General features: G+C 66.4%; 12 protein-coding genes and 1 pseudogene. All 13 read right to left on the minus strand.

Going from position 1 to position 12,670, the window contains the following annotated elements; all coding sequences use genetic code 11:
- Window positions 1–26 precede the first annotated feature (26 nt).
- Entirely contained in the window at window positions 27–1,049 is a 1,023-nt protein-coding gene (locus HGB51_RS05395) for an IpaD/SipD/SspD family type III secretion system needle tip protein (RefSeq protein WP_084738851.1), read from the minus strand.
- 115 nt (window positions 1,050–1,164) lie between these two features.
- A complete protein-coding gene (locus HGB51_RS05400) occupies window positions 1,165–2,271 on the minus strand; it encodes an IpaD/SipD/SspD family type III secretion system needle tip protein (protein ID WP_070206855.1) in 1,107 nt (368 codons plus the stop codon).
- A gap of 8 nt (window positions 2,272–2,279) precedes the next feature.
- On the minus strand, window positions 2,280–3,566 hold the full coding sequence (locus HGB51_RS05405; protein WP_141739051.1) for a hypothetical protein: 1,287 nt from the start codon (window positions 3,564–3,566) through the stop codon (window positions 2,280–2,282).
- Window positions 3,567–3,607: 41 nt separating this feature from the next.
- On the minus strand, window positions 3,608–5,416 hold the full coding sequence (sctE, locus tag HGB51_RS05410; protein ID WP_070206857.1) for a type III secretion system translocon subunit SseC family protein: 1,809 nt from the start codon (window positions 5,414–5,416) through the stop codon (window positions 3,608–3,610).
- On the minus strand, window positions 5,413–5,946 hold the full coding sequence (locus HGB51_RS05415; protein ID WP_070206858.1) for a SycD/LcrH family type III secretion system chaperone: 534 nt from the start codon (window positions 5,944–5,946) through the stop codon (window positions 5,413–5,415). The genes sctE and HGB51_RS05415 overlap by 4 nt, the downstream gene beginning before the upstream one ends.
- Window positions 5,947–6,030: 84 nt before the next feature.
- On the minus strand, window positions 6,031–7,104 hold the full coding sequence (locus HGB51_RS05420) for an EscU/YscU/HrcU family type III secretion system export apparatus switch protein (protein ID WP_070206859.1): 1,074 nt from the start codon (window positions 7,102–7,104) through the stop codon (window positions 6,031–6,033).
- Window positions 7,101–7,892: a type III secretion system export apparatus subunit SctT gene (gene sctT / locus HGB51_RS05425; protein ID WP_070206860.1), complete on the minus strand. Its 792-nt coding sequence runs from the start codon at window positions 7,890–7,892 to the stop codon at window positions 7,101–7,103. Before sctT ends, HGB51_RS05420 begins: the two co-directional genes overlap by 4 nt.
- A 4-nt stretch (window positions 7,893–7,896) precedes the next feature.
- Window positions 7,897–8,154, minus strand: coding sequence for a type III secretion system export apparatus subunit SctS (gene sctS, locus HGB51_RS05430; protein WP_070206861.1), 258 nt, complete (start codon window positions 8,152–8,154; stop codon window positions 7,897–7,899).
- A gap of 2 nt (window positions 8,155–8,156) precedes the next feature.
- Window positions 8,157–8,804, minus strand: a pseudogene (locus HGB51_RS05435) (EscR/YscR/HrcR family type III secretion system export apparatus protein); the annotation flags it as partial.
- Between the two features lie 14 nt (window positions 8,805–8,818).
- Window positions 8,819–9,775 (minus strand): FliM/FliN family flagellar motor switch protein, encoded by a 957-nt coding sequence (locus HGB51_RS05440; protein ID WP_070206863.1) that lies wholly within the window; start codon window positions 9,773–9,775, stop codon window positions 8,819–8,821.
- On the minus strand, window positions 9,772–10,989 hold the full coding sequence (locus HGB51_RS05445) for a SpaN/EivJ family type III secretion system needle length determinant (protein ID WP_141739052.1): 1,218 nt from the start codon (window positions 10,987–10,989) through the stop codon (window positions 9,772–9,774). The genes HGB51_RS05440 and HGB51_RS05445 overlap by 4 nt, the downstream gene beginning before the upstream one ends.
- The gene (locus HGB51_RS05450) at window positions 10,980–11,426 is read right to left on the minus strand and encodes a hypothetical protein (RefSeq protein WP_070206865.1); all 447 of its coding nucleotides are present in this window, start codon (window positions 11,424–11,426) and stop codon (window positions 10,980–10,982) included. Before HGB51_RS05450 ends, HGB51_RS05445 begins: the two co-directional genes overlap by 10 nt.
- Complete coding sequence (locus HGB51_RS05455) at window positions 11,410–12,660, minus strand: FliI/YscN family ATPase (protein WP_084738852.1); 1,251 nt, start codon at window positions 12,658–12,660, stop codon at window positions 11,410–11,412. Before HGB51_RS05455 ends, HGB51_RS05450 begins: the two co-directional genes overlap by 17 nt.
- Window positions 12,661–12,670 lie beyond the last annotated feature (10 nt).

The raw sequence follows: 12,670 nt of genomic DNA on the forward strand, positions 1-12,670 counted from the left end.
ACTAAATCTCCAGTAAAATGCGCAACTCAGGTGTTACGCACGTAACTCATGTTGGCTTCGGTCATCTTGTCGATGGACGAGCTCAAAATCTTTACAATATTGTCGAACTTCTGGGTCGCCTCATTGAGTTTCTCGCCCAGCACCTTGCTGACGTGCTTGATCTGCTCCGTGTTGCTGTCCTTGGCAGAGACCCAGGCGTTGTATTGCGCGCTGTCCATCTTGTGGCCTTTGGGCAGCGGATCCCCGTTCTTGTCCTCCATGCTGGATATCAGGCCATTCACGGCGGAGAGATCCATGGTCAGGCGGTACAGTCCATCCGCTCCCGGCCCGTACAGCGGCAGGTCTGGAAGGCCGACGGATTTCATGAACGCTTCGGCGGCTTCCTGGGAGGAGAACTTGCCCAGCACCATCGCGTCGCTGAGGGTTTCATTCGCGAGCTTCTTGAGCTCTGCGTGCACGAGCGTGAAGTCGATCGTTATGTCGCCCTTGTCGCCCGAGGCGACCGGCTTGAGCATCTCCATGATGTTGGAGAACCGGTCATAGAACACCAGGAACTGACTCAGCGCATCCTGGAACTTGCTCAGGTACTGGGTCTGCAGGATGGCAATCAGGGCGCTGATCTGCTCGAAGAACTGCGCGTGGGAGGACCAGACCAGACCGCCCGCGTCCAGATCCTTCGCGCTGCCGGAGCCGCCCTCTTCCACGGGGACTTCTTCCCCTGAACCCGATTCCGCGAAGGCCCGTGGCATCAGGAAGCTGAGCGCCCGAAGTAGATCGGACTGGGAGTGCTGCGTACGCAGGTAGGCTGCCTCGAATCGGGCAATGTCCCGCTGGTCCGGCAGACCCGAATCATGTTCGGACACGATCCGGCCGAACACGATGGCGTCACGCTGCGCCGCACGTGCCATTCCATTCAACTGCCGAAGCCGCGATTGCAGCTCGGGATCGAGGGACGCTGCTTCGAGGCTGGCCGCCGGGGTTTCGACGGCCTGGATTCCAAAGGCACGCAATGCAAACTGCGCGTTCGTAGTACTGATGGCGGTTGCCATGGTGGAGTTCCTCGCTTCATACCGCTAAGGGAGTTCCGGGCGTCGATGACCGACGCCCGGGAGCTGGTGAACTACTACAGAACGCGGCGTTTCAGTCGCCGCCGGTACGCGCAGGTCAGGTGTTATGCACGTAGCTGTTGTTGGCCTCGGACATTTTGTCGATCGAAGAGCTGAGGATCTTCACGATGTTGTCGTACTTCTGGGTCATTTCATTGAGCTTCTCGCCCAACACCTTGCTGACGTGCTTGATCTGCTCCATGTTGCTGTCTTTTGCCGAGACCCAGGCGTTGTACATGGCGCTGTCCATGGTTACGCCGAAGGGCGATGGCCTTCCGGGAAGCCAACCGATCTCCATGCTTTTCGTAATGTCCTCGACCGCTGAGAGATCCATCTTTACGTGCCACCTGCCGTCCGCATCGGGACCGGTGACGGTGAGGCCTGGCAGACCGAGGGATTCCTTGAATGCGTTGGCAGCATCTTCGGACGGGAAATCCGCCAGCGAGTTCGCATCGAGACCGTACTCCTGGGCAAGCCTTTTCAGCTCTCCGTGCACCTGTTCGAACTTGATGTGAACATCGCCCTTGTCGCCATCGGCGGCAGGGTAGATCTTCTCCATGATGTCCGAGAATTTCTGGTAGAACTCCAGAAATTTCGCCAGCGCATCCTGATACTTGCTCAGCCACTCCGTCTGCAGCACACCCAGGAGGGCACTGATCTGCTCGAAGAAATCGGCATGCGAGTTCCAGATCAGGCCGCTCATGTCCAGGTCGGCCGGATTCTTCATCGGCGCCTGGAAGCCCGGCAGACCCACCGAATCTTCATCCTCGATGAGTATCTGCGGCATCAGGAAGCCAATGGCGCGGACCATGTCGTCCTGGGTACGGGAAGAGCCCTGCAATGCATGTCGAAGCCCTGCGGCCAGTTCCGACTTCTTTTGGTGCTTGCGCTTGAGCTCCTCCATCGCGACCGCGTCGTTCAGCGACTCCGCCGTTGCCGGCCCCGCCATTGACAGCCCGTTCGTGGCAAGCTCCTGGGTGAGTCGGATCTGCTGCGCGGCGGCGCTGCGTGCACTCCTGGCGAGGTGACCCAGTTGCAGCAGCCGGGAGCGGGTTTCGGGATCCAGCGCGGGCGCTTCCAGCGCTGCATTTTTCACCTCCCCCCGCAGTGCCTGCAGGGGGCGCATGGACATGACCGCGGTGACGGTGTCGATGGGGGTCGTCATGGTGTGCCTCAGTACTTCGAGATGATGTGCGCGCTGGTGCTGGACATCAGGTTGAGCATGCTTTCGAACAGCTGCGCGGCGGCGTCGCGCATGTCGCGGGTCTTGGCGGACTGGTCCTGCTGCTCGTCGGCGATGCGACGGAACACGTCTGCCACCTGCAGTGCGAGCTGGCGTTCCGCCTCGGTCATTTCGGACTCGATCTGCACGCCCGAGGAGACGGTCGCGCCAATGCCCGGAGCAAGCATGTTCAGCATCATGCCCTGGCTGGCGGGGATCTGGGACCGCGCCATTTCCATGCCATGGTTGAGCTGATTCGATTCTTCGCTGGTCTTCTGACCGGTGGACTTGATTGTCGCGTCGATGGCGTGACGGTCGACCGAAGTATCCGCCTGCAGATCTGCCGCTGGACGCTCGCTGCCCCGTGCCGATTCGACCGGGCTGCCGTTGAGGTTGCGGGCCGGGCGCAGCTCATCACTGGGCGTGGCGCTGCTACGGATGCCGCCCGAGGAGGCCTCTGCGCTGACCTTGGTGTTGTTGCCAGCATTGAGATTGCTCTTCATGCTAGCGGTCTGGATGGTGTTCGACTTGAAGGTCTGCTTCAGTGCCGCGCCCCCGATCGCGCCGGTCATGACGGCGGCCCCGATGGTGCCCCCCAGATTTTCACGCGCCTTCTCCACGCCCTTGTCGCCAGCGAGGATGGTGATCTCGCGCTGCATGATCACCATCTTGGTGCTGTTGTCGCGGTCCAGCTTCTCGAACTTCAGGAGCAGCTGGCGCAGGAGTGCCAGCAAGTTGCTGAACGGGCTGGACGCGATCCAGGCCCCGGCATTGGCGGAGCGGTCGCCCACGTCGGCATCCACGCCGGTCGTACCCTCGGCAGTGGTGGCCACATCGGCGCCGTCGCGGGAGGCGAGGAGCGGTGCCTGGGCAGCGGCGCCCTCGGCGGCGCGCACGGTCGCGCCCTCCTCACTCTTGAGCGGATCCTGCGTTCCAAGCAGGGCCGAGAGAATCACGGGCAGCTCGCTGACGATACCGGCCAGCCTTTCGCTGGCTTCGCGCAGCGAAATGGTGGAAGCACGCAGGTTCGCTACCGGCGCTTCTGCGGTGCGACCGTCGCCGTTCTCGCCTTCCACCAGCATTTTGCTGGCTACGGCCTCGGTGAGCGTGCGCAGGGTCTGCGGATCCATCGGTACCGTCTGGCTGGCTTCGACGGTGCTTTCAACGGGGACCTTCAGGTTCGGCAGGTCCAGCATCCGCACTGGCGTTGCTTGCTGAATCGGAATCGAGGTGGTCATTTCGTTATCCTTGAGAACAGAATGGGGTAGCCCTGCGCCGGTCAGGCAGCGTGGCCGACACGGGAGGTGACGAACTGTGCGGTTTCGTATTCGGATTCCTGCACGTTGGTCATCTGCTTGAAGAGGTCTGCAACCAGGTTGTTGGTCTGCATGAAGTACTCGAGGATCTTCTGGATCAGGTCGCGGAAGATCTGGCTGTCGGCCAGGCCAACCTCGAGCTTTGCAAGCAGCTCGGCGGCATTGATCTGCATGTCGGCAATCACGATGGCGCCCACGCCCTGGCTGGTCTGGTTGGCGAACTGCAGCGTGTGGGATGCCTTGGTGGCATAGCCGGTGCGCGTGGCAAGGGTGTCGGCGTTGCTGCTGGTCACCTTGCTGGCGGTCTTGGCGATGGCCTTGGCCACGTCGTCCACGGCGCTCTTGGCCGACTGCGCCAGCATCTTGATCATCTGCGGCAGCGCCTTGCTGATGGCCTCGGTCACGGCGCGGGTAACCGCCTTTGCGAGCTGCTGTACGGCAACAGTACCGGCTACGCGCTTGGTGAGCACCACGGCGGCGATGATCAGGGCCGCCACGACGATCACGCCCAGCACGTCCTTGATCTTGTCGACGATGTCGGACGGGACGCCCAGGAATGCAAGCGCGTCGCCCAGTACGTTGCCCACCGCCTTCACCAGTTCCATCACCAGTTTCATGATGGGCTCCATGATCTTGCCCATGATGTTCAGCCCCAGCTCTTCGCCGATGGCGAGGGCCAGGCCGATGCCGGCCAGCACCATGCTGGCGCCACCGGTGAACGGTGCTGCGACGACCGCGACCACCGTGACGACCCAGCCGATGATCTTGCCGATGCAACCCATCTTCTTCTGTGCGGCTTCGGCCTTGGCCAGTTCGTCCTGGTACTCCTGCGAGCGACGCAGGTTTTCGGCTTCGCGCAGACGCAGCACTTCCTGGACCAGGCGGGTATCGGCTTCCAGCTTGGCGTCGTTGGCCTTGCCAATGATCTCCTGCAGCACCGCCAGCAGTTCGCTCAGGGCGGCGGCATTGGTACGGGCCTTCTCGTCGCCCCGGACACTCACGCTGCCATTCGGGTCCAGCTTGTCGGCTTGGCTCTTGAAATCTTCAAGATCGGCCAGCGCCTTGTTCAGCGCGTTCGAGGCCTGGACCAGGGTGGTGATGCCATCATCCATCTTCACCTGCGCTTCCGCAGCCTTGCCCTTGGCGTCTTCCAGCTGCGCGCGGAGGGCGTCCTGGTCTTCCGGCAGGGCATCGGCCAGTGCCTTCTCCAGTCGCTTTACTTCGGCTTCGGCTTCCTTGAGCGCTTCGGCGGCGGCAAGCAACTCGCCTTCAGCAGCGCCCATGTCGGCCATGGCGGCATCCACCACTTCCTGCGCCAAACGGATGGCTTCGGCCAGCTCAAGCGAGCTGGCAGCGCGCTGGGCCAGGCGCTGCTTCACCAGTTCCAGCTGCGATGACAGGCTGCGGCTGTTTTCAGTGGTGACCAGCTCGCTGAGCCGCATCGCCAGCAGGGTCATGGCCGCTTCCGGGGTCATGCGCGGCGCGGTGGTGCCGCTGGCCTGGGCCTGCTGCAGGGCCGCGCGCACCAGGCGCTGCATGTCGGCCTTGCGCAGTACCGGCGCGTTCGGGTTGGGCGCTTCCGCATCAGCGGTACCGCTGTTGCCGTCACTGGCGGCCTTGGCGAGCAGTTCCAGCACCTTGCGATCTATGGCTTCGACCTGCTGCAAGGGGGCTGAGCCAAAGCCGGCGGCGATCGACGGAGCGTCGTCGCGGGCGGGGGTCTTGCCGGTGAAGGCCAGCGGCAGGTGGCTGGCGGAAGCGGTGATGATCATGCGGAATCGGTGTCCTCTGTGGATTCGGGAGGCGCAGTGCCGTTGCTGGCCAGCGCCTGCAGGTAGACCTTGGCCCGCGCGAGCAGGTCCGGATCGGTGGAACGCAGCTGCACGGTTTCGAAGCAGCCCTTGGCCAGGGTCAACTTGCCCATGGCCAGGTGGCACTGGCCGACATGCAGCATCGGCCGTTCGTCGCCCTTGAGCAGTGCGTAGGCCAGCGCATACATGTCGATGGCCTTGGCGTAGTCCTTCTTCATCTGCAGCACCGCGGCCAGGCCAAGTGCGTAGTCGCCGTTGTAGAAGTCGTACAGGTACAGGAAGCGGAAGAACGTTTCGGCTTCGTCCAGGCGGCCGTCGGTATAGAAACGGTGCGCATAGGCGTAGACGCTTTCCAGCAGGTCATCGCTGACCCCTTTCAGATCCTTGATCGCGGCACCGCTCTGGGCGCCTTCGAACAACAGCTGGGCCAGCTCGTCCATCTGGGACTGTTGGGTGTGGGAATCGGTGGGGGCGTCGTGGGCTTGGTTCATGGTGGTTTACCGGTTGGGGGCCGACGGCGCTGCAGGACACGCACAGTCTGGCGGGGATGCGAAGGGGGGACTTTCGGGTTTCCCTCATTCCGTGGGTGGGCGCGTCGGGGTGTCGTCAAGCGGCGGTGTCGATTCCGGCGCGTTGTTGCGTTCGATGTCCTTCAGCCACTGCAGGATCCGGGCGATGGGAACGGTGAGGTCGGCCGGCACGAACTGGTAGCGGCGGGTCTTGAAGAACACCGCGCGTGCGACCGGAATGTCGCGAACGACCGGAATGCCCCACTTTTCGGCCAGTGCGATGACCTTGCGCGCGCGGTTGCCGCGCTCGCGCAAGGACACGAACTGCAGGCCGGGGTAGTCCGGATGGATGAAGATGCCCACCGCGATATGCGTGGGGTTGGCCAGGATCAGCGAGGAGCCGGCGATGTCGGCCTGGGTCTGGCCGGACAGCTCTTCGCCAATCTGGCGGCGACGCTGCTTGATTTCGGGATTGCCGTTGTGGTCCTTGTGCTCCTGCTTGACCTCGTGCTTCTCCATGCGCATTTCGCGGATGTACAGCCGGTACTCGATGAAGGCGGCGGCAAACACGATCGGCGACAGCACGGCCAGCAGCAGTGCGGTGCTGCGCCAGCCCACGCTGTGCCAGAGCGCACCGGCCGCCTTGTCGGGCATCTGCACCTGCGCGAACAGGCTCGGCGCGAACAGGTTCCAGGCCAGCACCACGAACACCAGGCCGGCCAGCAGGTACAAGGTGGCGCTGATCACGCCCTTCACGGTCTTGAGCGAGAACAGGTTCTTGAAGCCGGAGATGGGATTGACCCGGGCCAGGTCGATGCGCACCGCTTCAGCCGCGATCACGCCGCGGCTCTGCAGCAGCGAGATCAGCACCGCCGCCACGATGGCGGCAACGCCCACCGGCACGGCAATCCACAGGAATGCCTGGGTGGCCTGCCACGCGGCTTCGGCCGGGGTCAGGCTGAAGCCGCGCACGGCCATGCCGCGATAGAAGCCCTGCAGTGCCTGGGTCGAGGTCATCGTGGCCAGCGCAACCAGCCCGGCCAGCAGCACCGCGAACCCGGCCAGGTCGCGGCTGACGTAGCTCTTGCCCTTCTTCGATTCCTTGAGCAGGCGGTGCGGTGTCGGCTTCTCGGTCTTCACTTCGGCATCTCCAGCAGCAGCTGCAGCGCGTCGGTGCTGTCGCGGATCAGCGGAACCTGGGTGGTGATGGTCGGCATCAGGTAGAACAGCAGCGCGATGAAGGCGATGAAGGACTTGATCGCCAGCGACAGCGAGAACGGATTCATCTGCTGCGAGAAGCGCGACAGGGTGCCGAGCAGGACTTCGACCAGGAACAAGAGCAGCAGCACCGGCAGCGCCATGCGCACCGCGCCGGCCAGCAGGGTGCCAGCGAAGTTCTGCAGGCGCGCCAGGTCGAGGCTGAAACCGCTGCCCATCGGAATGAGCTGGTAGCTGTCCTGCAGGACTTCGAGCAGCACGATCATGCCGTCGGTGGCCAGGAACACCACCACGCTCATCAGCTGCAGCAGGTTGGACAGCTCGGTGGCTTCCATGCCGCTGACGGGGTCGAGCATGGCGCCGATGCCGGCACCGCGCTGGTTGTCGACGATCGCGCCCATGCCGTGGAAGATGTGGAACGGCAGCGCCACCACCAGGCCGATCGCGGTGCCGATCAGCACCTCGCGCAGCACCACCCCGGCCATGGACAGGATGTCCGGCGGGATGGCGGCGCCGGCCGTGGACGGCCACAGGCCGATCACCACCATCACCGCGATCACCGAACGGGTCATCTTGGCCGGCATCACGCCCGGCGACAGGTACGGGATCCAGACCAGGCAGGCGCCGATCCGGGCCATGCCCAGCAGCGCCGGCAGGCCGTGGTCACGGGCCAGTGCGACCAGTTCGGTGTCCAGCGCGGAAAGCTGCATGGCCCTACCCGTTCAGCGCGGTGTGCAGCGCCAGCCGTGCGAAATCCAGCATGCGCGCGCTCATCCAGGTCATCAGCACCAGCAGGCAGGCGATCACCGCCAGCAGCTTGGCACCGTAGGGAAGGGTCTGCTCCTGCAGCTGGGTGACGGTCTGGAACAGACCGATGGCCAGGCCGACGATGGTCGCCACCGCGACCGGCGCAGCCGACAGCAGCAGGATCAGCATCAGGCTTTTGTTGCCCATGAACATGATGGAATCCATGGCTACATCGGCACGTCGAGATACTGGCGGACCAGGCCCTGCGAAAGCAGGCTCCAGCCATCCATCGCCACGAACAGGATCAGCTTGATCGGCGCGGAGATGGTCACCGGGCTCATCATCATCATGCCGAGCGACAGCAGCACGCTGGACACCACCAGGTCGATCACCACGAACGGCAGGTACAGGTAGAAGCCGATGCGGAAGGCGTCCTTCAGCTCGCTCAGGGCGTAGGTCGGCATCAGCGCGAACAGCGAACGCTCATGCGGCTCCAGGTCGGGTACGGGCATGCCGGGCTCGACGTGCCGCGCGCGCTCGAAGAACTTCAGCAGTTCCGGGTCGGAATACGTGGCCAGGTAGACCTTGTAGCCGTCGAGGCTGCTTTCCAGGAAGGTGACCACGGCAGCGACCGAGTTGAGCGGCGCGTCCAGCGCGAGGTAGGCGTCGTACATGTTCTGCACGATCGGCTGCATCACGTAGAAGGCCAGCATCAGCGCCAGCGCGTTGAGCACCATGTTCGAGGGCACCTGCTGCAGGCCGAGCCCGTTGCGCAGCAGCACGAACACCACCGAGAACTTGAGGTAGCAGGTACCGGCCGCGATCAGGAACGGAAGCATCGCGGCCATCGACATGACCGCGATCAGCGAGATGTCGTTGTTGACGAAGTTCATGGCAGCACGGGCGCCTGCGCCAGCTGTATGCCCAGCTGGTCGCCGACCTGGACCAGTTCGCCGCGGGCGATGAGCTGGCCGTTGACGCGCAGCTGCAGGTGCTTCCAGGCGTCGTCGGGCAGGTTGAACACGGTGCCCGGCTGCAGTGCGTCGAGCTCGCCGATGGCGTGCTGCAGCTGGCACAGCACCACGTCCACGGCAACCGGCAGGCGCCGGATGTCGATGCCGTGGGTAGTTTCGGCGCTGGCCGCGGCGGTAGCGGAAGCGGCGGCGATGTCGGTACCGCCGTCGTCGTCGTCGAGGAAATCGAAGGGTGTATTCACGGAAATGGTCTCAAGGGTGAAGTCGAAGGAGTACAGGCGGCTCTGCGCGTGGCGCGCGACGGGCTGCAACTGGTCGAGCAGCAGCACCGCGCCCGGTGCCAGGCTGCGCAGGCGGTGCATGGGCAGGTGCAGGCGTGCGATGCCCAGTTCCACCGGGACGCGCAGCGCCTGGGTGGCCGGCGCGAGCGCGGCGCCAGAGGCGCAGTCGGCGCGTTCGATCCAGGCCAGGCCCTGTGCCGTTTCCAGGCAGGGGTGCGGGCCGCTGCCCAGCGCCAGCGCACCCACCGGGATCACCTCGCGCAGGGTGGCGGTCGCGCCGTGGAACGGTGCGGCGGCAATCTCGAGCAGGGGCTGGTCGGGCAACCAGCAGTCCACTGCGCTGCGGTCCAAGAGTTCTGACCAGGCGAAGCCGGCCATGGCCGGCAGCATCGCCGGGCACCACTGCTCTGCCGGCACTGCCAGGCGCAGGTCGCCGCCACGGCCACTGACGTCGAACCGCAGCATTGCGCCGCGCGCCGGCAACGGCTGCCACGCCGGGGTGATGCCCGCGCGTGCGCACGCGGCGGCGATGGCGGCCTGCGCCACTGCGGCCGCGGTCAGGACCGGAAACGGCCAGCGCGTTGCGTTCATGCGTGGCCCTGGTCGCCGCGACGCTGGCGACGCTCGTCGGTGGCGGTGTCGGTGCTGTCCACGGCGATCTGAAGTTCAACGCCGGCCGGTACGGCGGCCGCAGACAGCGCCTGCCCCACCCGCGCCGACGACGGCTGCATGTGCAGGCGGCCGCCGTCGAGACGCGCAGTGACCGAGTGCCCCGCGCCCCAGCTGCTGAAGGACACCTGGATCTGGCTGGCCGCTTCTGCGCGCTGGACCATGGCGGACTGGAGGGCCTCGGCCTGGCGCACCGCCCGCACCTGCTGGCGGGTGCCGACGTTGGCGTCGGCGCGGCGCGCGTCGGCCAGCGACTGGCTGTCGGCGCCGGTCTCTGACTGCGTCGCGGTCGAGGTGGGGGCGGTGATCGCCATCGGCGTCGCTGCGGCGTCGCTGCGGGTTGGCGTGTCGTCGGACGGCGACTGCGCTGCTGCGGGGGCGGCTTGGCCGGGCTTCGCACCTGCAGCCTGCATCGGCGCGGATGGCGGCTGGCTGCGCGCGGTAGGCGCAGGCGAAACGGCGGACGCCTGAGCGGCGGCTGCAGCGGGGACGCGGTGTGCCTGCTTCGCGGGGCGTGGTGCCTGGACGGTCGTCGATGCGGCATCGCTGGCCGCTCCTGTAGCGGGCGCACTCGCTGCATCGCCCTGCACCACGGCGATTGCAGGCGTAGACGCCTGAGCAGTTGCGGTCGCTGGATTCGCAGTCGGCGGCGCAGTCACGGCAGGCGACGGCGACGGCGACGGCGACGGCGGGACCGTAACCGAACTCGAACCCGAAGGTGCGTTGGCACCATCGGATACCGGCACCGCGCCCTGCACCACCTTCGGCGTGGTTGGCTGCGCAGGAGTACCCGGCCGCGAACGTGGCGTCGGGGTATCGAGCATGGAGATCGGCACCGGCAGCGTCACCGTGGGCACGGCGCCCGCCAACAGGGGCGCGCCCGAAGTCGCACCAGCCGTGCTGCGCTCGCCATCATCACGTCGGGTCATGGCCTCACGCGCAACGGCAGCCGCAGCGTCGTCAGGCGTGGGCGGCAGTTCCAGGTCGACCGGCGTGACATCAGCCAGCGTGGCCTCGAACGCCTCCTGCGGGCGGGTCTGCGGCTGGCGTGCCTGCACGCGTTCGCTCAATGGCACCGGCTGCACCGGGCCCACGGCGGACATCGCGCCCTGCGCGTCTTGAATGTTCAACGACATGTGTATTCCTCTTGGATCTGGCGGTCCTGGCGACGCAGGCGTGCCTTGCGGTGGTGCTGGTCGAGGTGCGTGCCGACGGCCTGCAGCCGGCGTGCGCGTGATTGATTGCCGGCGGCGGCCTGGCGCAGCTGCTGCTCGTGTTCGCGCGCGTCAGCCGCCTGTTCCTGCAGGTGGCTGGCACGCAGCTCGCACTCCAAGACGTGCGCGCGCGCGATGGCGACGCCGCGCAGGCGCTCGAACAGGCGCTGCCGGTCGAGGCCGGGCTCTTCGCCCAGCTGTGCCTGCTGCAGGCGTTCGTCGGCGGCGCTGCGCAGGCTGCGCGCTTCGCGGTCGTGGTGTGCGGCCTGCGTGGCCTGGCCCTGCGCGTCGCGCCGCAGGCGCTGCGCACGGTGTTCGAGCAGCGAGGCCAGGCGGGCGGGGTCAGCGGGCGAGCGCATCGAGGGCCTCCAGCGCGGCGTCCAGCGCCACCGGTTCGTGCAGCGGCTGGCGCAGGAATGCCAGCAGCCGGGGTTCGCGCGCGATCGCGTCGTCCTGTTCGGGCTGCACGCCCGGGCGGTACTCGCCGATGTCGCGCAGCAGCTGCAGGTCGTCGAGCCGGCCCATCACCGCACGCACGCGGGTGGCCGCAGCCGCCTGGCGCTCGGTTGCGAGCTGTGGGTACAGGCGGCTGGCGCTGCGCAGCACGTCGATGGCCGGGAAGTGGCCGCGCTGGGCCAGCCTAGGGCTGAGGTACACATGCCCGTCCAGCAGCGACTTGACCTCTTCGCCGACCGGGTCGGGGTCGGCGTCGTCTTCGAGCAGCACCGTGTAGAACGCGGTGATGCTGCCGCACTGTGCGTTGCCCGGGCGTTCGACCAGGCGCGGCAGCGCTTCGAACACCGAGGCCGGGAAGCCCCGGCGTGCGGGGGGTTCGCCGGCCGACAACGCCACGTCGCGCAGCGCACGTGCGTAGCGGGTGGCCGAATCCATCACCAGCAGCACGCGGCTGCCCTGGTCGCGGAAGTACTCGGCAACACGGGTGGCGACCATGGCGGCGTTGACCCGCGTGGCCGGCGACGAATCGGAGGTAGCCTGCACGATGATGGTGCGCGCAGCCGCCGGGCCATTGCGGATGGCGTCGACGAACGAGGCCACTTCACGGCCGCGCTCGCCGACCAGCGCCACGACGCGCACGTCGCAGTCCGCATTGCCCAGCAGCATTTCCACCAGCGTGGTCTTGCCACAGCCGGCCGCCGCGAAAATGCCCATGCGCTGGCCTTCGCCAACGGTGAGCAGTGCGTCGAGCGCGCGGATGCCGGTGGCAAACGGCACCTCTATCGCGCGCCGCTGGCGGTAATCCAGCGGCGCCGCCTGCACCGGCGCGGGCACACCCGGGGTATCCAGCGGGTCGCCGTCGCGGAGCCGTTCCACCACCTCGCCAAAGCCGTCCAGCACGCAGCCGAGCAGATGCGTACCCAGCGCCACCTGCAGCGGCTGGCCGGTGGCCGCCACCACGACGTCGGCGGCCAGCCGCACCGGCGCGCCGATCAGGGCCAGGGTGGCCACGCCGTGGTCGACCCGGGTCACCACACCGTGGGTCAGCACACGGTCGTCGCAGGCCGAACGGCGCACGTGGCAGTGCTCGCCCACGGCCACGTCCGCCAGCGGCACGCGCAGTTCGCCTGCGCGCATCGCCAACGGG

The sequence above is a fragment of the Stenotrophomonas bentonitica genome, from assembly GCF_013185915.1.
GTDB classification, from domain to species: Bacteria; Pseudomonadota; Gammaproteobacteria; order Xanthomonadales; family Xanthomonadaceae; genus Stenotrophomonas; species Stenotrophomonas bentonitica.